The 22078-nt window shown below is 67.7% G+C and carries 20 protein-coding genes; 3 read left to right on the top strand and 17 right to left on the bottom strand.

Annotated features, from left to right (window positions below):
* Positions 1 to 39: 39 nt before the first annotated feature.
* The 11 genes from flgL to flgB all read right to left on the bottom strand — a co-directional run bounded on the left by flgL (position 40) and on the right by flgB (position 12086).
* Entirely contained in the window at positions 40 to 1311 is a 1272-nt protein-coding gene (flgL, locus tag GU920_RS16365; RefSeq protein ID WP_161768197.1) for a flagellar hook-associated protein FlgL, read from the bottom strand.
* Between the two features lie 11 nt (positions 1312 to 1322).
* Positions 1323 to 5435 carry a FlgK family flagellar hook-associated protein gene (locus GU920_RS16360; protein ID WP_161768196.1) on the bottom strand — a complete coding sequence of 1371 codons (4113 nt, stop codon included), beginning with the start codon at positions 5433 to 5435 and terminating at the stop codon, positions 1323 to 1325.
* On the bottom strand, positions 5435 to 5734 hold the full coding sequence (locus GU920_RS16355) for a rod-binding protein (protein ID WP_161768195.1): 300 nt from the start codon (positions 5732 to 5734) through the stop codon (positions 5435 to 5437). Before GU920_RS16355 ends, GU920_RS16360 begins: the two co-directional genes overlap by 1 nt.
* Entirely contained in the window at positions 5734 to 6852 is a 1119-nt protein-coding gene (locus GU920_RS16350; protein ID WP_161768194.1) for a flagellar basal body P-ring protein FlgI, read from the bottom strand. Before GU920_RS16350 ends, GU920_RS16355 begins: the two co-directional genes overlap by 1 nt.
* Complete coding sequence (locus tag GU920_RS16345; protein ID WP_161768193.1) at positions 6849 to 7526, bottom strand: flagellar basal body L-ring protein FlgH; 678 nt, start codon at positions 7524 to 7526, stop codon at positions 6849 to 6851. Before GU920_RS16345 ends, GU920_RS16350 begins: the two co-directional genes overlap by 4 nt.
* A gap of 23 nt (positions 7527 to 7549) precedes the next feature.
* Positions 7550 to 8338 (bottom strand): flagellar basal-body rod protein FlgG, encoded by a 789-nt coding sequence (gene flgG, locus GU920_RS16340; RefSeq protein ID WP_161768192.1) that lies wholly within the window; start codon positions 8336 to 8338, stop codon positions 7550 to 7552.
* 98 nt (positions 8339 to 8436) lie between these two features.
* Positions 8437 to 9204 carry a flagellar basal body rod protein FlgF gene (locus GU920_RS16335; RefSeq protein ID WP_161768191.1) on the bottom strand — a complete coding sequence of 256 codons (768 nt, stop codon included), beginning with the start codon at positions 9202 to 9204 and terminating at the stop codon, positions 8437 to 8439.
* A 24-nt stretch (positions 9205 to 9228) separates the two neighbouring features.
* The gene (locus GU920_RS16330; RefSeq protein ID WP_161768190.1) at positions 9229 to 10500 is read right to left on the bottom strand and encodes a flagellar hook protein FlgE; all 1272 of its coding nucleotides are present in this window, start codon (positions 10498 to 10500) and stop codon (positions 9229 to 9231) included.
* 63 nt (positions 10501 to 10563) lie between these two features.
* A complete protein-coding gene (locus tag GU920_RS16325; protein ID WP_161768189.1) occupies positions 10564 to 11244 on the bottom strand; it encodes a flagellar hook assembly protein FlgD in 681 nt (226 codons plus the stop codon).
* Positions 11245 to 11289: 45 nt separating this feature from the next.
* Positions 11290 to 11700, bottom strand: coding sequence for a flagellar basal body rod protein FlgC (gene flgC / locus GU920_RS16320; protein ID WP_161768188.1), 411 nt, complete (start codon positions 11698 to 11700; stop codon positions 11290 to 11292).
* A gap of 2 nt (positions 11701 to 11702) precedes the next feature.
* Positions 11703 to 12086 (bottom strand): flagellar basal body rod protein FlgB, encoded by a 384-nt coding sequence (flgB, locus tag GU920_RS16315; RefSeq protein WP_161768187.1) that lies wholly within the window; start codon positions 12084 to 12086, stop codon positions 11703 to 11705.
* Between the two features lie 79 nt (positions 12087 to 12165).
* On the opposite strand from flgB, the gene GU920_RS16310 reads away from it, so the two are divergent.
* Positions 12166 to 13596, top strand: a complete 1431-nt coding sequence (locus GU920_RS16310; protein WP_161768186.1) for a hypothetical protein — start codon at positions 12166 to 12168, stop codon at positions 13594 to 13596.
* A gap of 7 nt (positions 13597 to 13603) precedes the next feature.
* Here GU920_RS16310 and GU920_RS16305 read toward each other — a convergent pair whose 3' ends face one another.
* Together GU920_RS16305 and GU920_RS16300 are read right to left on the bottom strand one after the other, a co-directional pair.
* The gene (locus GU920_RS16305; protein WP_161768185.1) at positions 13604 to 16237 is read right to left on the bottom strand and encodes a response regulator; all 2634 of its coding nucleotides are present in this window, start codon (positions 16235 to 16237) and stop codon (positions 13604 to 13606) included.
* 70 nt (positions 16238 to 16307) lie between these two features.
* Complete coding sequence (locus GU920_RS16300) at positions 16308 to 16829, bottom strand: molybdopterin-dependent oxidoreductase (RefSeq protein WP_161768184.1); 522 nt, start codon at positions 16827 to 16829, stop codon at positions 16308 to 16310.
* 258 nt (positions 16830 to 17087) lie between these two features.
* Between GU920_RS16300 and GU920_RS16295 the strand changes: the two genes are divergently transcribed.
* A complete protein-coding gene (locus tag GU920_RS16295; protein ID WP_394351571.1) occupies positions 17088 to 17735 on the top strand; it encodes a response regulator transcription factor in 648 nt (215 codons plus the stop codon).
* 64 nt (positions 17736 to 17799) lie between these two features.
* Here GU920_RS16295 and GU920_RS16290 read toward each other — a convergent pair whose 3' ends face one another.
* Both GU920_RS16290 and GU920_RS16285 read right to left on the bottom strand, forming a co-directional pair.
* Positions 17800 to 18693, bottom strand: a complete 894-nt coding sequence (locus tag GU920_RS16290; RefSeq protein WP_161768182.1) for a DMT family transporter — start codon at positions 18691 to 18693, stop codon at positions 17800 to 17802.
* A 40-nt stretch (positions 18694 to 18733) separates the two neighbouring features.
* Positions 18734 to 19609: a LysR family transcriptional regulator gene (locus GU920_RS16285; RefSeq protein WP_161768181.1), complete on the bottom strand. Its 876-nt coding sequence runs from the start codon at positions 19607 to 19609 to the stop codon at positions 18734 to 18736.
* Positions 19610 to 19709: 100 nt separating this feature from the next.
* Here GU920_RS16285 and GU920_RS16280 point away from each other — a divergent pair, with 100 nt between their 5' ends.
* Positions 19710 to 21032, top strand: a complete 1323-nt coding sequence (locus tag GU920_RS16280; protein WP_161768180.1) for a serine hydroxymethyltransferase — start codon at positions 19710 to 19712, stop codon at positions 21030 to 21032.
* Here the strand turns inward: GU920_RS16280 and GU920_RS16275 are convergent.
* Complete coding sequence (locus tag GU920_RS16275) at positions 21004 to 21510, bottom strand: TetR/AcrR family transcriptional regulator (RefSeq protein ID WP_161768179.1); 507 nt, start codon at positions 21508 to 21510, stop codon at positions 21004 to 21006. The two genes, GU920_RS16280 and GU920_RS16275, sit on opposite strands and share 29 nt — an antisense overlap.
* Positions 21507 to 22052 (bottom strand): dihydrofolate reductase family protein, encoded by a 546-nt coding sequence (locus GU920_RS16270; RefSeq protein WP_161768178.1) that lies wholly within the window; start codon positions 22050 to 22052, stop codon positions 21507 to 21509. Before GU920_RS16270 ends, GU920_RS16275 begins: the two co-directional genes overlap by 4 nt.
* Positions 22053 to 22078: the final 26 nt, after the last annotated feature.

Raw genomic sequence — 22078 nt, 5'->3', positions numbered from 1 at the left:
GCAAGTGCCGGGCCAGTTGGGGGCTGTCTTGCGGCGGGATCAGCGGATGAAGTCGAAAAGGCTGGTGCTGTTGATCTTGACGAAGGTCTGCTGCGCGGCCTGTTCGGTGAGGAGAAGCTGCTGCAGCCGGGTGATGGCGGCGGCGACATCGAGATCCTGCAGACCGGCGATGGATTTATCCATCCGCAGCTTGCGGTCGGCCAGCACCTGCGCGTGGTCTTCGGCGAGGCGGCCCAAGGCGCCCACCTCGGCGCGCTGGGCGGCGACATGGCCCACGGCATCGGCAAAGGCGCCGACCATGCGGCTGGCCGACATCCGTTCGGTACGCAGGGCGACGCCCACGGCATCGGGCTGGAAGGCCGTATCCAGCGCCACGAGTTGAGCGACGGGCTGGCGGCCTGCGGTGGGCTGTTCGAAGTTGCTGACGGTCATCATGCCGCGGGATTCGAAGATGATGTTTTCGCCGTCATCGGCGAGACGGGCGGTGATGCCGGTGGTCGGGGTGGCCGCGTTGATCGCCGCCAGCATGGCCCCCGGCGCGCCGGTCATCACCTCGGCCGAGATGCGGGCGGTGCCGTCGGGGCCGGTGAGATCGAAGGACAGGGTGGCCGGATCGCGGGTGGTGGCCGGGCTGAAGAGGCCGCGCTGATCGACGCGGTGGTCGGGGCGCGCGGGATTGAGCGGCAGGCTGAGGGTGGCGATCAGATCATCGACCATGTCGAAGATGCTGGTCGATCCGCCGTCATCGGTGGGCACGGACATGAACACCTCAGACCCGTTCAGGCCGGTGGCGAGCATGGCGGTTTCGGTCATCCGCAGGGTGGGGCGGCCCCCGTCGCCGCGATATTCGATGCCATTCGGGCCTTCGGCAAAGGGTTCGTTGCTGCCAAAGCCTGCAAAGAGGGGCAGGCCCATCGTATCGCGGCTGTTGCCCACGGCCTTGAGCGCGGTGCGCAGCGACAAGGCTTCGGCCCGGAGGCCGGCGATGCCCTCTTCGGTCAGGGTGTCGTTGGCGGCCTGAATGGCGATCTGCTGGAACTGGCGGACGATGTTGCCCATCTCGCCGATGGCGAGATCGGCCTGATCGAGACGGTCGGTGGCCAGCGCGGTGTTGTCGGTGAAGCGGGCGACGGCGGCGCGCTGTTCGGTGACGACCGACAGCTTGGCCGCGCGCATCGGATCGGCCGAGGGGCGGGGGTCGTTTTTCCCTGAGGAGATCTGCGCCTGAAGATCGGATACCTCGGCCGACAGGCGGTTGAAGCTTTCCATCGCGATCTTGCCGAAAAGGGCGTTGCCGATGCTGGCGGTCATGGATCAGCCTTTCAGAGCGAGTTGAGGAGGGTGTCGAACATTTCCTGCGCCACGGTCATCACCTGCGCGGCGGCCTGATAGTTCTGCTGCAGTTCGAGCATTCGGGCGGCCTCGGCATCCAGATCGACGGCGCCTTGTTCGGCATCGGCGCGGCGGATGGTGTCGTTCACGGCCTTGCGGGCGCCCAGCGTCTGGTCGGCGGCGGCGGCGCGGACCCCGGTTTCGGATTGCAGGTCCGACAGGATGCGGGCAAAGCCGCCGCGCCCGGTGGCGACATCGGCAAAGCGCAGGGCGAGGATGGCATCGAGCGCGCGGCCGTCGTTGCGGCCGTCGGTGTTGGGCGTGAGGCGGAAGGCATCGCCGGTGACGGGGTTGCCGGTGACGGCGATGGAGAGGCCGTCGATCACCGCGCCGCCGCCTGCATCAAGGACGCGGGTGCCGATGGAGTGGCCGGTGGCGATGTCGAACAGGCCCACGGTGCGCGAGGCGGCATCGAGGACGCGCAGTTCCACCGCCGGGGCGGTGGTGGGGGGCGGGCCTGCGGTGATGTTGCCCGCAAGGCGCAGGGTGCCGCCGCCTGTCATCACGACGATCAGATCCTCGGGCGGCAGGTTGGTCAGCGAGAGGCGCTGCCCCGCGAGGGAGGCGGTCGTGGCGCCCACGTCCAGCGCGCTGCCATCGGAGGAGAGCAGATCGAGGCTGCCGCCGCTGGCCGAGACGGCGGTGCCGAGCGAGGCGAAGCCCGCCGCATCGGCGCCGGGCAGGATGCGCGCGCGGCTGGCGCCCCCGGTCAGTTCCAGCGTGATGGCTCCCGTGCCATCGACGCTGGCCGTGCCGGGGAAGCCGCCGGGCAGCGTGACGGTCGGCCCGGGGGTGACGTTGACGGTGTAGGTGGTGGTGCCGATTTCCACCGTCATGGCGGTGGGCAGGCCCGCGCCGGTGACCGGCTGGCCGGTCAGGCGGGTGACGGGGGCCTGCGCGGCGGCGAGGCCGAAGCTGGCTGCCGAGGTGGAGGTGGGAAGGGTGATGAAGCCTGCATCGGTGGAGCCGCCGTTGACGGCGATCTGCAGGCGGTTGCCCGCGTCGAAGGCGGCGGTCACGCGGCCGCTTTCGGGGCCGGTGACCTGCACCGCGCCGCCGGTCATGCGCAGGACGTAATCCTGACCGTCAAGCTGGATCACGGTGGAGGCGCCTTCGCCCGGAAGCTGGGCCAGCGCCGCGCCGGTTAGGCTGGCGGTGGGCATGTCTTCGCGCAGAAGGGCGGCGAGACCGGCGGCGATGTCGGCAGAGGAGGTGGCCGAAACGGTGGCAGAGTTGAGCGAGACCGTGCGTCCGCCGAGGGTGAGGCCATAGGTGGTGGGGCCTGCCACGGCGGCGCTGCCATCGGCGGCGGGGGCCGAGGCATCGAGCGCGGGGTTGAAGGCGAAGGTGAGCGTGCGTTCGGCCCCGGCTGCGGCGGAGGTGGAGGAGATCAGCCCGCCCGACAGGGGATCGGCGGCGGAGTCAATCCGGTTGCCGTCGATGGTGACGGTGAAGCCCAAGGATTGCGTCAGGGTCACCTGACCGGACAGGCGGGCGGAGGTCTGGCCCGCGCCGAGCAGGACCGGGGCGCCTGCGGGCTGCCCCGCAGCATCGGAGGGTTGCAGGCTGGCGGTGCCGCCCGCGCCATGGGAAAAGCCGGTGATGCGGATGTCGGCGCCGGAGCCCTGCGTGAGCAGCAGGCGGGTGCCATCGGGCGAAAGTTCCGCCGTGATCCCGGTGGCCCCCGTCAGGGCATTGACGGCGAGAAGGAGGCTGTCGAGCCGCCCGCCCGCGACGTTGCCGGACACGGAGAGAGCGGTGCCATTCGTGCCTTCGAGCTGAAACTGCACCGGGCCATCGGCCGTGACGGAGAGGGCCACGGAGGTTTCTGCGCTGGCCTCGAGCCCAGGATAGGCGGCGGTCATCATCTCGGCCAGGCGGCGGGCGCTGCTGCCTTCGGGCAGGGTCAGGGTGATCGGCGCGGCGCCGGGCTGTTCGAGAAGCACGGTGCGGGCGGGCGTGGCGGGGGCCTGCACGCTGCCGGACCATGTGGCGGGGGGCGGGGGCAGGAGCGTGGCCGATTGCTGGCCGGTGCCTTGCGCGCTGGCCAGCGACAGGCCGCGATAGCCGGTGCCACCCGGTGCCTCGAGATAATCGGTGTTGTATTGCGCCCCGGGCAGGAAGCCGTTTGCCGTGGTGAACAGCAGCGCGATGTCGGCGGCCGACATGGGCGTGCCTGCGATCTGGCGCCCTTCGCGGGTGAAGATCTGGAGCGTGCCGCCCTGTGCGCTGGCAGGCGACAGGGCGGCGGGCTGGGCGTCCAGCGTGGCGGCGGTGATGTTGCCGCCCGCGCGCGACAGGGTGAAGCCGCCGTCGGTGCCTGCGGCGGCAAGCCCGAGGCTGGCGAAGGTGTCGCCGGCGGCGGTGTCGAACTGGCCTGAGGTCAGGGCGGCGGCAAGCTGGGCCGAGGTCCATCCCGCCGGGCGGGGGGTGCCATTGGCGAGGGTGGTGAGGTCAAACGTGTAGGGGACGCCGTCCAGCGTGACCGAAAGGCTGGTCGTGGTGGCAGCGGCGGCATCGGAGAGCGCGAAATCGGCAGAGGATTGCGCGCCAAGGCTGGCGAGGCTGGCCGCCGTGGTACCGGCGGGGATGTAGCCCACGACACCCGGCGCCAGCAGCGTGGCGGCACCTGCCGCCGTTCCCGCCCCGGTGAGTTGGGTTGCCATGGCGGGAACGGTGGGTGGCGCCACGGTGGTGGGCGCCATGGCAACGGAGCCGGAGCCCCGGTTCCCGGGCGCGGGGGCCACCAGCGTGGCGACGGCGGCGGCAAGACGTTCCGGCACATCGGGCAGGAAGCGCATGTTGGCGGCAAGCCCGGTCGTGGGGGTGAAGGTGAGGCGGTCGCCATCGGCGGGTTCGCCTTCCACCTCGATCGTCACGCCGGGCAGGACGAGCAGGCGTTCGGCGCTGCCCAAGACATTGCCCAGCGCATCTTCGGCCCGCCAGACATTCAGCGTATTATCGCGGATCAGGGTGATGGGGCCAGTCACATCCGGCCCGGTCGAGGTGACGACAGTCCGGGCATAGCCCTGATTGGTGATGGCCCGCGACATCACCCAGCCGTCGAGCGCGAACATGTCGCCGCCCGGCGCGCCGGTCAGATCGAGGCCTGCGGCGTGGACGGCGTTCATCTCGCCCGCGATCTTGCGCGCGAGCGCGTCGATCTCTTGCAGGGCGGTGTTGATGGCGCCCAGCGCGGTGACATAGCCGCCCAGCGCCCCGGTGCCGATCATGCGGCTGTCGCGGGTGGTGCCGTCGCGGGTGATGGTGAGGGTGAGGTCGGTGCTGCCCGAGACGGACAGGGTGGAGGCGCCGTTCTCACTCAGAAGGAGGGGGCCGCCGCCTTGGGTGCCGAGCGTGACGGTGGCGCGGCCAGCATCATCGAGCGAGACGGAGATGCCAAGGTTTTCGGCCAGGTTCGCAAGCAGGCGGTCGCGTTCGTCATGCAGCGGGTTCAGGGCGCCCACCTGCCCGTTGCTGGCGGAAAAGCGCAATTGCAGATCGCGCAGGTCGCGCAGATCGCCCGTCGCCTGTGTGGCGGCCAGTTCGGCGGCGGCGAAGGTATCTTCGCGCAGGCGCATCAGGCCTGCGGCGATGCCTTGGAAGGCAGAGGCAAGGGTGCGGCCGGATTCGATGGCCACGCGGCGCAGCGAGGTGTCGGCAGGCGAGGCGGCAAGGCTGCCGATGGAGGCGAAGAAATCCTCCAGCGCGGCGTCGATCCCGCCGGTATTGGGCAGCAGTTGGGTTTCCACCGCCATTGCGGCATCGAGATGGACCTGGGCGGCGGACACGTCGGAGGTGCTGGTGCGCAGGCGTTGGGCCAGCAGCGCATCGAAGGCGCGGCGGACCTGTTCGATCTGCACCCCCTGCCCGCCCGTGGCCATGGTGGTGACCGTGGTCTGGGCGCCGCCGATCTGCGAGGTCTGCACATCGCGGCGGCGATAGCCTTCGGTGTTCACGTTGGCGATGTTTTCGCCCGTGACGCCCAGCGCGGTGCGGTAGACCCCGATCGCCGACCGGGCGATGTCCATGATGTTCGACATCAGTCAGCCTTTCCGTTGGGCGTGACGAAACGGGAGAATTGCCGTTCCACGGCATCGGCGATGCCGAGGCCGGTGCGGGCCGAGGCGGAGCGGGCAATCTCGGCATCGAACAGGTCGCGGGTCTTGTCCACGGCGCTGGAGCCCATGATGTCTTCGCCCAGCGAGGCCGAGCGGGCGGCCTTGAGGAATTGGGTGAGGAACAGTTCTTCAAACCCTTCGGCGGCGCGGCGCAGGTCGGCAGCGCTGCCCCGGGTGGGCGAGAGCGAGGGGGCGGCTGCGTTGATCGGCTTGAGGTCCATCAGATCACCACAAGTTCGGCGCGCAGGGCGCCCGCTTCGCGCAGGGCTTCGAGAATGGCGACAAGGTCGGAGGGTGACGCGCCCACGGCGTTGATCGCATCGACGAGCGAGGTGAGCGAGACGCCCGGATCGAAGACGAAGGCGGGGTTGGCCTCTTCCGTCGCGGTCACCGTACTGTCGGGGGTGACGGTGGTTTCGCCCGGCACGATCACGGTGCCGTCGCCCGAGACGACAGTGGCGGACTGGTTCACCTGCGGGTCTTCCGAGATGGAGACAGTTAGCGAGCCATGGGTGACGGCGGCGGGGGTGACGCGGACATGGCCGCCGATGACGACCGTGCCGGTGCGGGCGTTGACCACCACGCGGGCGGCGGGGGCGTCGGGCGTGACCTCGATATTCTCGAGCATCCCCATGAAGGTGACGCGCTGGCCCGGATCATGCGGCGCGCGGACGGAAACGGAGGTGCCGTCGAGGGGCGTGGCGACACCCTCGCCGAAGACGGCGTTCACCGCCTTGGCCACGGCGGCGGCGGTGGAGAAATCGGGACGGTTGAGGTTCAGGATCAGGTTTTCGGTATCCTGAAACGGGGCCTGCACCATGCGTTCCACCATCGCGCCGCGCGGGATGCGGCCCACGGTGGGAATGTTCACGGTGAGCGAGGATCCGTCCTGCCCATCGACGCCGAGGCCGCCCACAACAAGGTTGCCCTGCGCGATGGCGTAGATTTCGCCATCCGCGCCCATCAGGGGTGTCATCAGGAGCGTGCCACCTTTCAGCGACTTGGCCGAGCCCACGGTGGACACGGTGACGTCGATCGTCTGGCCTTCCTTCATGAAGGGGCCAAGTTCGGCCGTCACCATCACGGCGGCGGCGTTGCGGGCGTTGAGATCCGATGTCTCGACCGTCAGGCCGAGGCGCGAGATCAGCGATTGCAGCGATTGCAGCGTGAGACCGGAATTGCCATCGCCCGACCCGGACAGGCCCACGACCACGCCATAGCCCACCAGCGGGTTGGAGCGCACCCCGGCGACCGAGGCGATATCCTTGAGCCGGTCGGCCTGTGCCACGGGGGCAAGGCCGAGGGTCAGGGTCAGGGCGAGGAGCAGCGCGCGGATCACAGCGGCGAGACCACATCAAGGCCGCGGCGCAACCAGCCGGGGCGCGAGGTATCGTGGACGGTGCCTGCGCCCACATATTTGATCACGGCATGGGCGATGCGATCAGACAGAACGACGTTGTCGGCGCTGATGTCTTCGGGGCGGACCACGCCGGTGAGGCGAACATATTCGTTGCCATTGTTCAGGGTCAGGCGTTTCTGGCCCATGATCTCCAGCATCCCGCCCGGCAGGACGCGCACCACCTGCACCGAGAGGCGGCCCGACAGCGAGTTCGACTGCTGGGCCTGCCCGCGACCGGCGAAGGATTGATCGGTCCCGTTGTCGAGCACCCCGTCATCAAGGCCGAGCGTCAGGGCATCGGGCATGTCGATGGAATAGTCATTGGTGCGCGAGCCGGAGGTGGATTGCGTCTTGGAGGCCTGGAAGCGTTCTTCGAATTGCACGGTGAGGATATCCCCCACCCGTGCGGCGCGGCGGTCGGAGGCAAAGATGCCGCCCGAGGACGCGGTGTAGATCCCGCCCGTCGGCAGGGCGGCGCTGTCGGTATAGGCGTCTTCGGGGAAGACCGGGGCGAAGTTCAGCGACTCTTTCTCCTCGATATAGGTGGGGGTGCAGGCGGCGGTGGCCAGCAGCAGGGCGAGGGTCGCGGAAAGACGGGCGGGGGCGGATTTCATCAGGGGGCCTCAGGTTCTTCGGATCAGAGTTTGTTGGAAAGGAAGCGCATCATCTCGTCTGATGCGGAGATGGATTTGGAGTTCACCTCGTAGGCGCGCTGGGTTTCGATCATGTCGACCAGTTCCTGCACCACGTTCACATTGGAGGCCTCGAGCGCGCCTTGGACCAGCTTGCCCATGCCGTTTTCATAGGGGGCGGCGACGATGGCGGGGCCGGAGGCGGAGCTTTCCACGACGAAGTTCTCGCCGATGGGTTCCAGGCCGCGCGGGTTGCTGAAGGCGGCAAGCGTGATCTGGCCCACCTCCTGCGCTTCGACCTGATCGGGGATCTGGACCGAGACGATGCCATCGGCCGAGATGTTGATGGCGGTGGCGCCATCGGGGATCTGGATTTCAGGCTGGATCACATAGCCCGAGGTGGTGGTGAGCGTGCCTTCGGGATTGCGCGACAGGGTGCCGTCGCGGGTGTATCCGATGCGGCCATCGGGCAGCAGGACCTGCAGGAACCCCTGCCCGTCGATCGCGAGGTCGAGCGCGTTGTCGGTGGTGACAAGGCTGCCCTGGGCGTAAAGCTTTTCGGTGTTCACCACGCGCACCCCGGTGCCGACGGCGAGGGGGGTGGTCAGCGCCGTGCCTTCGGACGTGGGGGCGCCGGCGGGGCGGATGTTCTGGTAGAGAAGGTTTTCGAAATTCGCGCGGTCGCGCTTGAAGCCCGTGGTGTTCACGTTCGCCAGGTTGTTGGCGATGACCTGCATCCGCAGCTGCTGGGCATTGAGGCCGGTCTTGGCCACATGCATTGCATCGGTCGACATCGGGGGCACCTCTTTGCGTGTCTGTCACGCCTGATGCTGCAAGCCCCGTGCCATCCCCCGACCGGCCCGCGCTGCATTTTAGCGGCGCGGGCGAAAAATCAGGATTCCGGCATCCGCAGGAGGCGCGACCCGGCCTCGTCCAGTTCCTTGGCGGTGGTGATCATGCGGATGTTCAGTTCGAAACTGCGTTGCAGTTCGATGGAGGAGATCAGCTCTTCGGTCGCGTTGACGTTGGAGCCTTCGAGCGCGCCCTGCGCGATGCGGCCGGTCTGATCGGGGGGCGGCAGGGGCGTGCCGGGGGTGGGGCGGATGTGGCCATCCAGCCCCTTGATGAGCGAGAGGCCTGTCGCACGGGTGGTGGCGATGGTCGCCACCTCGACCCGTTCGCCGGGCTGGCCATCCAGTGGTTCCACGGTGATGGTGCCGATCTCGTTCACCATGATGGAGCGGAAGGGGGGCAGCGTGATGGGTTGCAGCCCCTGATCCAGCACCGCCTCGCCCGCGCCGTTGACGAGCGCACCTTCGGGGGTGACGCGCAGATCGCCCCGCCGGGTGAGGGCCGGGCCGCCCTGCCCTTCGTCGGGGCGGACGTAGAACCAGCCTTCATTGGCCAGCGCCAGATCGAGCGGTTCGCCGGTCTGGTTGATGAAGCCCGCCAGATCCGAGAAGGCGGCATGTTCTTGCGGGATCTGGTAGGCGCGGGATTGCAGGACGCCCTGTTCCTCCATCACGAAGGCCTGACCTTCGGGCATGATGTCGCGGCGGAACCCCGGAACCGTCTGGTTGGCGAGGTTCTGCGCGTTCGCGATCTGCGCGCCCCGGATATGGGCGATGCTGTTGAGCGCGGTGTGGATCAGCTTGTCCATGTCAGGTCATCCGCCGGGGGCGCGTCAGCTGCGGATGTTCATGATCGTCTGCATGAGCGAGGTGGAGGTTTCCATCGCCTTCGCCGAGGCCTGATAGTTGCGCTGGGCGGAGATGAGGTTGACCAGTTCCTCGGTCAGTTCGACGTTGGAGCGTTCGAGCGCGCCGGGGCGCAGGTTGCCGAAGCCGGGGGTGCCGGGGGCGCCAGCGATGGGCGGGCCGCTGTCGGAGGTGGAGCCGAAGCTGGCCTTGCCCTGCACCTTGAGGCCCTGCGTATTGGCGAAGTTCACCAGCGCGATCTGGCCCATCGGGCGGCGGCCCATGTCGCCATAGGTGGCCCAGACACCGCCTGCGGCATCCAGTTCGAGGTTGGTCAGACCGCCCGCCGGGGCGCCATCATGCGAGGCCGATTGCACGACGAAGGGATCGTCAATCAGCCGCGAGCCGCCGAGATCAACCGTCAGCCCGCCAGGCCCGAAGTCAAGCGATCCGCCCGCCGTGATCGCGCCCGCCCCATCAAAGGTGACGCGGGGCAGGATCAGCGGATCGGTGGGCGCCAGTTCCTGACCCTCCACCATCAGGCGCAGTTCGTAGACCGTCTCTGCGGTGATCGGATCGGGACCGGAGACCTTGAAGAAATAGGCCTCGGCCTCTTGCGGCATGCCGGCGGCGTCGAAGATCGGGATCGCGGTGCGGAAGGCATAGGAGGTGGGATCGTCGGGATCGAAGGCGTTGGTGGGCGGGACGGCATCCTGCTGGCCCAGCATCGCATCATCGGAGGGCAGATCCACCTGCAGTTCCACCGTGCTGGTGGGCGTCGGCGCGCCGAGTTCCGCCGGAATGGTCAGGGGCACGGCCTGCGACAGCTGGTTGGTCAGCGCCACACCGTCGAGCCCCACCGGCCAGGCGAGGAGTGAATCGCCCGAGGCGTTCACCACGCGGCCGGTCGAATCCATGTTGAAGGCCCCGGCCCGGGTGAAGCGGGTTTCCCCCGCCATGGCCGCGCCGACAGGTGCCTGCTGGATGGCAAAGAACCCCTGCCCTTCGATGGCGAGATCCAGAAGGTTGCCGGTCGTGACGACGTTGCCTTGCGTGTAATCCTGCGCCACGCGCTGGACGTTGACGCCGGAGCCCACCGCCGTGCGCTGGTTGGACATGGGCGAGGAGGAGAAGACATCGGCGAATTCGACGCGGCTGCCCCGGAACCCCACGGTGCCGACATTGGCGATGTTGTGCGAGGTGGCCGAGATTTCGGTCTGGGCGGCCATCAGGCCGGAAAGGGCGGTGCTCATCGACATGGGCGGATTGTCCTTTGGTTCGTATCTTGGGGACGTGTTTGGGGGACGGTGGTTGGGGGCGGATCAGCGGAAGGCTTCGACTTCGAGCGCGTTGAGCGCGCCGTAATCTTCGATCTGAAGGGTCAGGTCGGCCCCGTCGGCGCCGTTGCGGGCCGACAGCACCTTGGCAAAGACGGAAGGCCCGACCTGTGCGGTGCCGGTATCGGTGGTGGCCGATACGGTGACGCGGACAGGGCTGCGGTTTTCCACCATGGCGGGCGGCAGGCCCGCCCAGGAGAAGCCCATGAGCCCCGCCGATTGCGCGGCATAGCTTTCGGTGTGCAGAAGCGTGCCGGTCGTGGCGTCGGAATAGCTGACGGTGACGGAGCTTGCGGCCTTTGGCAGATCGACGACGCCGTTGATGGTGCCGTCCTTGCCCGCGCGGGCGATGTTGCCGGGGACCAGCACCTCATGCCCCAGAAGGTTGGCGGCGGTGGAGATGCGGAAATCGCGCATCCCGTCGCCGAGGCTTTCGAGCGTGTCGTTCACCTTCTCGATCCCGCTGACGGTGGAGAACTGGGCAAGCTGGGCGAGGAATTCGCCGTTTTCCATGGGCTGCATGGGATCCTGGTTCTTGAGCTGGGCGAGCATGAGGGTGAGGAAATCCTGCTGGCCGAGCGCGTTCGCGGTGGCCGCATTGCTGGAGGCGGCCGTGGCGTTGGCGGTGCTGGTGGCGGCGGGAACGGTGGTGTTGAAGGTGATCATCGCGGTCCTTTCGGGGGCAGTCCGGGCAGGCCATGGGGGCGGGGCTTACTGGCCCATCTGCAGGGTTCGTGCCATGAGCGCGCGGAGTGTCGTCATGGTTTCCAGCGTGTTCTGGTACTGGCGGCTGGCTTCCACCATTTCCACCATCTCTTCTTCGGTGTTCACGGCGGCGGCGTAGACGAAACCTTCGGCATCGGCGGAGGGGTGATCGGGTCGGAACTGCTTTTCCGGCTGACGGTCCAGCATGACGACGCTTTCGACGGTGGCGGTGGAGAGGCCGGAATTGGCCTTTGCGTATTCGGTTTCGAACACCGGTCGGAGGGCGCGGAAGGCATCCTCGGGCGTGGTGGCGACGGTGGAGGCGTTGGCGAGGTTGGAGGCCACGGTGTTCATGCGCACCATCTGCGCGGCCATGGCGCGGGCGCCCACATCAAAGACGTTGCGGATATCCGTCATGATCACTCCCCTTTGATCGCGGTCATCAGACCCGAGATGCGGCGGTTCAGCAGTTGCAGGCTGGTCTGGTAGCGCAGGGTGTTTTCGGCGAACTCCATCTGTTCGACGGGCAGTTCGACGGTGTTGCCGTCAAGCGAGGCGTTGAGGGGCACGCGATAGCCAAGGCCTGCATCGGCGAAGCCGCCGCCCAGATGGCCGGGCGCCGTGCGGGCAAGGTCGAACCCGCCATTGGCGCGGGAAAGTTCGGCCTCGAAGTCGAAGTCGCGGGCCTTGAAGTTCGGGGTGGCCGCGTTGGCGATGTTGGAGGCAAGGATTTCGCCGCGTTTTTCGCGCAGCATCAGGGATTGGGCGTGCAGGCCTATCGATTCCGCGAAACTGACCGTCATTGACCTTGATCCTTCTGCGCCGGGCGGCCCGGCCTTTCTGGCGCGGGATGTGCAAGGGGCGTGCCAACTGGGGCGGAACATGGGCGTGCGGCGAAAGCGATCAGCGCTGGAGACGGTGAGCAAGGCCTTGGTCAAGGCGGTTGCCGATCTGCCATCGGCGGCTGCCGTGGTACGGCTGAGCGAGTATGCCGCCCGCGAGCCTGCGGGATTGCGGCGGCGCGCGCTGCTGGCGGCGCGGATTGCCGTGATGCGCCGGGCGCTGGATGCGCCTGATCCGGTGCTGGTGTTGCCGCCGCCCGCGCCAGACCCCGAGCCGGAGCCGGTGGTGGTGCCGGTGGTGAAGGCGCCGAAGCCCCTGTCGAAGGGGGTGATGATGTCGATCAACCTTGATGACGTGGCGCGGATGCTGTCGGCGCAGGAAGAGACCCCCGCGCCGCCCCCTGCCCCCGCATCCGAGCCTGCACCCGAGCCCGAAACTGCGCCTGAGACTGTTCCTGTGCCTGGGGTCGTGCTGCCGGACCCGGCCGCGACCTTTGCAGCGCTGGATTGGGAAGATACGGCCGCCCGGCTGGATCCGGGCGAGGTGCCGGGGATGGCGTCGGCCGATCCGGGGGCGGATTGGGATCAATGGGCGCCGATGGCAGAGAGCGCCAAGGCGGGGGCGGTTTCTGAGGGCGAGGCGCCCGTCTTCGCGGCGGCCTCTGGCGCGGCGAAGGCGCTTGCCAAGCGCGGCAAGGCGCAAGGGGTGCTGGCCGATCCCGGTGCGGCCTTTGCCGCGCTGCTGACGGGAGAGGAACCCGCTGCGGCGCCCGAGGCTGCGCCCGCACCGCCCGCAGCGGAACCGGGTGCGGCGTTGAGCGATCCCGCCGCAGCCTTGGCCGCGCTGGCCGCGCCCGGGGCTGCTGCCCCGGCGAAGGCACCCGCCAAGCGCGGCAAGGCGCAAGGGGTGCTGGCCGATCCCGGCGCGGCCTTTGCCGCGCTGCTGAAGGGCGAGGAACCCGCTGCGGCGCCCGAGGCTGCGCCCGCATCGCCCGCAGCGGAACCGGGTGCGGTGTTGAGCGATCCCGCCGCGGCCTTGGCCGCGCTGGCCGCGGACGAGGCTGCCGCCCCGGTGAAGGCACCCGCAAAGCGCGGCAAGGCACAAGGGGTGTTGGCCGATCCCGGCGCGGCTTTTGCCGCGCTGCTGACGGGTGAGGAACCCGCTGCGGCGCCGGAGGCTGCGCCTGCATCGCCCGCAGCGGAACCGGGTGCGGCGTTGAGCGATCCCGCTGCGGCCTTTGCCGCGCTGGCAGCGCCCGCGTCTGCCCAAGGGTCGGCGGCCCCGGCGAAGGCACCGAAGCGCGGCAAGGCGCAAGGGGTGTTGGCCGATCCCGGCGCGGCCTTTGCCGCGCTGCTGACGGGAGAGGAGCCCGCTGCGGCACCCGCAAAGGGGAAGGGCGTGGCGATGGATCTGTCGGCGCAGTTTGCGGCGATGAAGGGTCTGGGCGATGGATCGGATGGCGGCCGTTGAGGCGGCGCTACAGCGCGAGGGCGGGACCGGCGTTCAGCGTAACGCCATTGTCGCGCAGATCGAGGACCGTGCGCAGAAGCACCTTGCGCGCGGCGGTGAGTGCCGTGGCGGCGGCGGGGGCATCCCCCGCCTGGGCGGCGGTTTCATAGCGCAGGAGTGCGGCATGCAGACCGGCAAGCCCGATCGAGGCCGCAGCACCCGCAGATTTGTGGGCGGCTTTGGCGGCCTGATCGAAGGCGGCCTTCAGACCCAGTTCCTCAAGCTCGATCATCAGGGCGTCCGCCTCGTTCAGAAGGCGGCTGGCGATGCGATCCACGAATTCGGCACCCATTTCGCGCTGTGCTTCGCGCAGGACATCGAGATTGAGGATGGCGGGTTCTGCTGCGGGGGGCGCGGCGGGGATGGCCTGCGCAGGCGCGGCACCCCGGGCATGGGTGGCGATGACCGCCATGAGCGCGCTGCGCGTGACGGGCTTGGCCAGCACGTCCGTCATGCCGGCAGAGAGGAATTCGGGCATCCGTTCGGGAATGGCGTTGGCGGTGACACCGATGATCGGCACGGTCCGGCAGGCACCATGGGCGCGGATGCGGCGGGTGGCTTCGATGCCATCCATGCGCGGCATGGAGATATCGGTGAGGATCATGTCATAGGCGGTGGTTTCCGCCTTCTCGACCGCTTCGACACCATCGACGGCATTGCTGACCGTATGGCCGCGCAGGCGGAGCATCTCGCTCAGGAGCAGGCTGTTGATCGGGTTGTCCTCGACCACGAGGATGTGCAGCGCGGGGGCCTCTTGATCGGATGTGGGCGGGGTGGCGGCGCTGGGGCGGGTGGCTTCGACCGCGACCGGAAGGGTGACGTCAAGGGTGAAGGTGCTGCCCTTGCCGAGGGTGGAGACGACGCGGATCGCGCCACCCATCGCCTCGGCGGACAGTTTGGCGATGCCAAGGCCCAGCCCGGTGCCATCGCGCATGCGCGCGAAGGAGGAATCGAGGGTTTCGAAGTTATGGAATATGCGTTCGAGATCCTGTTCCGCGATCCCGATCCCGGTGTCGGTGATGTCCACCGCCAGGTGCAGGCGGCGCCCGTCTTCCAGCGTGTCGGCCCGCAGCGAAACGGTGATTGACCCCGCATCGGTGAACTTGATCGCGTTGCCGAGCAGGTTGTAGAGCGCGCGCAGGAACAGATGCTGCGAGGCGGTGACGCGCGGGATCGGATCGGCGGGTTCTTCGAAGACCAGCCGGTTGCCGCGCTTTCCCGCATGGGGAAGGTGCTGGGTCACCAGATCGCGGACCACCTGCACGGGCGAGAAATCCGTCACCTGATCGCCGCCCGTGCGATTGGCGCCGAGGCGGGTGAGTTCCAGCACGTTGTTGACCTGATCCAGGGCCGCCGTGCCGCAGGACAGCACGATGTCGGACAGCCACGCTTGCCGTTTGTCGAGATCGGTGGAGGTTTGCAGCAGTTCCGTCGCGGCGATGAGGCCGTTGAGGGGGGTGCGCATCTCGTGGCTCATGACGGCGAGGAAGCGGGCCTTGGCCTCTTCGCCCTTGAGCGCGTCGTTGCGGGCCTTGCGCAGGCTTTCCTCGCGTTCGATCCGTTCCGAAATGTCACGGATGAAGGCGATGAACATGGGGGCGCCATCCGCGCTCATGGCTTCGGCGAGGGCGACCTCGATCGGCAGGGTGGTGGCATCGCGACGGTGGCCGATCATCTGCAGGCGGCCATCCTGAAGATCGGCCGCGCCATCCCGGAACTGGGTGCGCAGGGTGGCGAAGGGGTCTTCAAGGCCCTCTTTCGACAGCATGTCGCCGAGATTGAGGCCGCTGAATTCGTCCCTGCGGCGGCCGAACAGGCCTTCTGCAGCACCGTTGCAATCGGTGATGCGGCCCAGCGCATCGCAGATCACGAGGGCGTCGAGCGAGCTTTCGATGACGGCGCGCAGGTTGTGGACGGCGCGCACGGTGGTTTGGGCGCGCCGGGCCTGGGCGCGGTTCTGCTGGACGATGACCACCGAAAGCGCGGCCATCAGGGCGAGCAGGCCGAGCGCGGAGGCGGCGAAGATCTGCAGCGACCGGCGCAGTTCGCCGCGCCGGGCATCGCCGCTGGCCAGGAGGGCCTGCAGCGATTGCACGACATCGGTGCGGACCTGTTCGGCGACGCCGTTCATCTCATCCCGGATCGCGGGCAGGGCCGTGGCGAGCGCGGCATCATCGCCATCCATGAGGGGGGTAACACGGTCGAAGAACGCGCCGTCGGCCCAGAGCGCGCTGCGCAGCGAATTGTTGATCGGCAGGCCTTCGAGACGGCCGGATTGCGCCAGCACGTTGAAGCGGCTGTAGAAGATATCGAAGGCCAGACGCAGATCATCGAGCGCCTGCGGATCGCCCGGGCGATCCATCGCGACGAGGATGGCGCGTTGCAGTTTCAGCGTGTCCACCTCGACCTGGGCCATGGTCCAGGTGGCGTTGTCGGAATTGACCGAGGAGGAGCGTTCCAGTTCGTGGTCGATCTGGAGGAAGACATTGGCCATCACCGCCAGCGTGACCAGAATGACGAGCGCAAGCACGACCTGCCGAATCCGCACCGCGGCGCGGGCGATACGGCTTTCCTGCAAGACTTCGTCAAAGAACTGGCTCATTCACGGATCCGGGGCACCGGCCTTGCTGTCGCTGACGGCGCGGCGCCCCGCATGGGCGCAGCGCCACGGTTCATTCGTTGACCGTCAGCCCCGACAATTGCCAGATGCTCCAGCCATAGACCAGTTCGGTCTGATAGTCTGGACCGGCATCATAGGGAAAGACGATCCAGAGCGGGCCCTTGTCCCGCCGCGAGAAGGGTTCGCCGTTGATGTGGTAGGCGATGATGGGGACCTGATCCTCGATCACGTCGAAGGGGATTTCGACGCTGTAGTTGTTCAGCGCCGTGGCGGTGACCGTGGCGCCCTTGGCACCCACCGCGTCCAGCAGCACCTTGAGCGGCACCCCGTCGAAGCGGGTCATGCCTTCCGTCCAGGTCGTGGTGGTGTCAAAGCCAGAGGCGGGCAGCGCCTGCAGCATGGCCATGTCGAATTCTGCGCCATCGGCGCTATTTGTCGTTGAAACGGCGCCGTTGACCGTGAGGATCACCTCATCGGTCGGGGTGGCGATTTCGGCGGCGACGGGCTGGCCGATGGTCATGAGCAGAACAGCCGAAACCGCCGCGATGCGGCGTCTTGCGAAGGACAGGATCATCACACTCTCCCAAACCGGAACTTCTTGGCGGACAGGATAGCGCAACGCCCTGGATTCACGATTCCAATTACGGATGCATTCCCATCCGAAAGTATGGGACGTGGTGAAGTTAGTCGGGCCGGGGCCTGTGTATGATTGTTTTATCGCGTAAACGTCGTATCGTTAGGTCTGGGTGATGCAGGCCCTTGAACCGTAACTGTTTGTTTAGATGGCCCAAGGAATGTGTGTGTGGGCGAAGGAATGGAGCAAGGCAGTCAAATGAGCGCGTTGAACGGTATGGCGGCAGATAAGATTCGCATTTTGATCGCTGACGACCATGAAATGGTGCTGGATGTCTTTGCGATGTACCTGTCTTCGGCCTCGGACATGGCGGTGACAACGGCGAAAACGCTGGACGAGGCGGTGGAGCGGATCAGCGCGGAGGGGCCCTATGACGTGGTCCTGCTGGACCTGAACATGCCGGGCATGAATGGCGTGGCGGGTTTGCGCCGGGCGATCAAGCTGAACGCGGGCAAGCCGGTGGCCATCATTACCGGGAACCCCACGCCGCGCATGCTGGACGAGATCATGAATGCCGGATCGTCCGGCATCGTGCTGAAGACGACCGGGGTGCGGTCGCTGGCCAATGCCATCCGTTTCATGCATGCGGGCGAGCATTATATGCCGCTGGAGCTGGTGCGGGATCGGCATAACGCGGGCCGGACGACCAAGAACGGGCGCCTGTCAGACAAGGAGATGATGGTCCTGTCCTATCTGGCAGAAGGCAAGCAGAACAAGGAAATCGCCAACGATCTGAAGCTGGCGGAACCCACGATCAAGATGCATGTGACCAGCATCTGCAAGAAGCTGACGGCATCGAACCGCACGCAGGCGGTGATCGTGGCGCGGGATCTGGGCCTGATCTGAGGCTGCTGCGCGGCCCCTTCCCGGGCGTGACGCGGGACCTATTCACATGCGGTGGGGCCCCGGGTCAGGCCCGTGGCGCAATTGCCTTGAGGGCCGCCTTTCGTTCGCGGATCGAGATATAGGTAGCGCAGGCGATCAGGATGGCGACACCGAAGAACGTCCAGCCATCGGGGAAGTCGCCGAAAAACCACCAACCCGCGAGGGTGGCCATGATGATTTCGGTATAGGCGAGGGGCGCGAGGAGCGATGCCTCGGCATGGTCGTAGGCGCGCACGATCAGGAAATGGCCCACGGTCGCGAAACAGCCGATCAGGAAGAGGAGGCCCCATTGCGCGGCGGTCGGGGGGTCCCAGAGGGGGATCACGGCGAGGGTGGTGAGGATCGCACCCATCAGGCTGGTGTGGAAGGTGGTGACCATGGCGGGGGCGCTGCCCGCGATGCGGCGGGTCATGGCGAAATAGACGGCGAGGGAGGCGCCCGCGCCGAGGGCGAGGAGCGTGCCGGGGTTCAGGTCGGTGAAGCCGGGGCGGATGATGATAAGGGTGCCCACAAAGCCCACAGCCACGGCGGCCCAGCGGCGGGGGCCGACCTTTTCGTTCAGCAGGATGGGCGAGATGGCGGTGAGGATCAGGGGCTGAACGAAGAAGATCGCCAAGGCGTCGGCGATGGGCAGGTATTTCAGCGCCGAGAAGAAAAGGAAGGTCGCCGCGATGAGGAGGGCGGCGCGCAGCGTGTGGTAGGCCGGGCGATCGGGGCGGATGGCCGGAATGCCGCCGTGGCGCAGGGTGAAGGGCAGTGTGAGGAGTGCCGAGAACGCCATGCGGGCCCAGACGATTTGCAGGATGGGCATCCCCTGATTGCCCAGCATCTTTGCCACGACATCGAGGAAGGGCAGCACCGCCATGGCGCCCAGCATGAGGGCGATGCCGATGATCGTGCGGGGTTTTTCAGGATCCATCAGCGATGGGTAGCGGGCGGCGGCGGGGAAGCCAAGGGCGTTATCCGATCGGATTGCGGCGAAGCCAGTCGGCCACGAAGCGCGCCGCCGTTCCGGGGCGAAGGGGGCGGTCGGACCAGAGGCGGAGGCCTGTGGGAAGGGTGAGGCGCTGCGGGAAGGGGGCGATCAGGCGACCGTCCTTCAGGTGATTGGCGATCAGGGTTTCGTGGCCGATGAGAAGCCCTGCGCCGTTCACGCATTCCTCGACCGCCAGCGCATAGAGCGAGAAGGTGGGGCCTTGGGGGATGTGCGGCGGGTCGGGCAGGGTTTGCGCCCAGAGCTGCCAGTCGTCGGACCATGTCGCATCTGACAGGCAGGGATGGTGCGCGATGTCCTGCGGGGTTTTCAGGCGGGCCGCGAGGGAGGGGGCGCAGACAGGGAAGAGGGTGTCTTGGGTCAGGCGTCCTTCGGCGGCGTCCGAGTAGAAGAGCGAGAGGTCGTAGGGGCTGCGCTTGAGGTTGGGCGGGATTTCGAGGGCGGTGATGGAAACCGTGATGTCGGGCGCGGCCGCGCGCAGGGCAGGCAGGCGGGGGGAGAGCCAGAGTTGGGCGATGGCGGGCAGCGTGGCGATATGAACGATGCGCGGGGCTGCGGCAGCGCGGAGATCGTTGACGGCCTGACCAAGCGCGTCGAAGGCCTGCGTGAAGTGCGGCAGCGCCTGCTGGCCCAAGGTGGTGAGGCGGACGCCACGCGGGGTGCGAGTGAAGAGGGGCGCGCCGAGGGTGGCTTCCAGTTGCTTGATGTGGGCTGTCACCGCACCGGGAGTGACGCCCAGTTCCTGCGCGGCGGCGGCAAAGCCGTTGAGGCGGGCGGCAGCTTCGAACGCGCGCAGCGCGGTGAGGGGGAGGTCCTTGGGGCGGGGTGGGGAGACGGGCATCGCAAGACTTAGATTTTCTGAGCCTAGATTTCCGCATTTCTGATTTGCGGGCAAGGGGGGATGGTGGTCGGATGGGCGGGCAACAGAGGAGTTTCCGCCGATGACCCATCTTGAACGCCGCGGCTGGGTGCCTGCCGCCTGCGAGGATCATGTGATGACGCTGGCCGCGCAGGCCGCTGCCGGGACGGCCGAGGCGGTGGAGGCGCGGTTGGAGGCGCTGATGGCCTGGAACAGCGATATCCACGACCGGGAGTGTTTCAACCTGAACCCCGCAACCAATGTGATGAACCCGCGGGCAGAGGCGGCGCTGGCGCGGGGGTTGGGATCGCGGCCATCGCTGGGCTATCCGGGCGACAAGTACGAGATGGGGCTGGAGGCGATCGAGGAGATCGAGGTCATCGCGGCGGAACTGGCGGCAGAGGTGTTCGGCGCCTCGTTCGCCGAGATCAGGTGCGCGTCGGGGGCGATGGCGAACCTGTATGGCTTCATGGCGCTGGCGCAGGCGGGGGATACGATCATCGCGCCGCCCCCAGCGGTGGGCGGGCATGTGACGCATCACAAGGCGGGCTGCGCGGGGCTTTACAGGTTGGTGACGCATGACGCGCCGGTCAATGCAGATGGCTATACGGTGGACCTTGGCGCGCTGCGCGAGATGGCGTTGCGGGTACGGCCGAAGATCATCACCATCGGCGGATCGTTGAACCTGTTTCCCCATCCGGTGCGCGAGGTGCGGGCGATCGCGGATGAGGTGGGGGCATGGGTCCTGTTCGATGCGGCGCATCAATGCGGGATCATCGCCGGGGGTGTCTGGGCGAACCCGTTGGATGAGGGGGCGCATCTGATGACGATGAGCACCTACAAGAGCCTTGGCGGGCCTGCGGGCGGGTTGATCGTGACGCGGGATGCCGGGATTGCCGAGCGGCTGGACCGGATCGCCTTTCCGGGGATGACGGCCAATTTCGATGCGGCGAAGTCGGCGGCTCTGGCGATTTCGCTTCTGGACTGGCGGGTGCATGGCCGGGCCTATGCGCAGGCGATGGTGGATCTGGCGCGGGCGCTGGCGGGGGAGTTGGCGGCGTTGGGGCTGCCGGTCTTTGCTGCCGACCGGGGGATGACGACGAGCCATCAGTTTGCGGTGGAAGCGGCGGCGTTCGGGGGCGGTCAGGCGGCGAGCAAGACCTTGCGGAAGGCGGGGTTTCTGGCCTGCGGAATCGGGCTGCCGATTGCCGCGGTGGAGGGCGATCTGAACGGGTTGCGGATCGGGACGCCAGAGCTGGTGCGCCGGGGGGTGACAGTGGCGGATGCGCCGGCGCTGGCGGCGCTGATTGCCGAGGGGCTGCGGGGCAATGATCCGGGGGCCGTGGCCGCGCGGGTGCGCGAGATGCGGGCGCGGTTCACGGGCGTGCATTACATCCGGGGCTGAGGGCGCCCAGCAGGGCGTCCAGCGCGGGGCGCGGGTCTTCGGGGGCCTGCGCCAGAGCCATGCCATGCGCCCAGTCGATGAGGATGTCGCGCCAGAGTTTGGCCTTGGCTTCGGGGAGGGTCTGGCGGAGCAGCGCGTCGAGCGTGTCGGTGATGCGCTGCGCCCCTATCGGTAGGGGGCCGGGGATGCGGAAGAGGGCGAGCGTCAGGGTTGGGTGGCGGCGGATGGTGGCGGTGTAGGCGGTCAGGAGTTCACGGATCGTGGTGCCCGTGACGCCCCTGTAGGTGCGGTCGGCAAGGCTGTGGATCAGGGCGTCGCGGGTGCCGATATGGTGCTGGATCGCCATGGGGGTGACGTTCATCCGTGCCGCCAGGGCGCGGATTGTCAGGGCGGTTTCGGATTGGTCGAGGAGGGCGAGGGCTTCGGTCAGGATCGCGTCCTGCGTCAGGCGCGGGGTGGTGGGGCGGCCTGCGGTCATGCGATGCGCCATGTGGATTGGACGAGGCCGGAGGGGAAGGCCGTGGTCGCCTCATGGGTCAGCGCGATGTCGGCGGGGAGGGTGCCGAAGAGGGGGCGGCCTTGGCCCAGAAGGACGGGGACGGTGGAGATCGTCAGGGTGTCGATCAGGCCGTCGCGGAGGAAGGATTGGATGATCTGGCCGCCGTCGATATAGGCGCGGCGGTGGCCTTGGGCGGCGAGGTGGTCCATCGCCCGGTTTGGGGAGAGGTTGGCGAGGGTGACTTTGCCTTGCAGGTGGTCGGGGATGGAGCGCAGGCTGCGGGACAGGACAAGGACCGGAAGCGTGTAGGGCCAGTGGGCGAACTGCAGGATCGTCTCGAAGCTGCCGCGCCCCATGACGATGCAATCCATTCCGGCGATGAAGGCGTCATAGCCATGGTCTTCGGTCGGGTCATCGCGCGAGAGCAGCCAGTCGAGGCTGCCGTCGGGGCGAGCGATGAAGCCATCGAGGCTGGTGGCGATGAAGACGTGGCCGGTGGTGGGGCCGGTGGTGGGAAGCATGGGGAGGTTCCGATTTAATTATACGT

Source organism: Paragemmobacter ruber, from assembly GCF_009908315.1.
In the GTDB taxonomy this organism is placed as follows: Bacteria; Pseudomonadota; Alphaproteobacteria; order Rhodobacterales; family Rhodobacteraceae; genus Paragemmobacter; species Paragemmobacter ruber.
The sequence above is the reverse complement of the archived record's forward strand: the minus strand, read 5'-3'. Positions and strand labels throughout refer to the sequence as shown.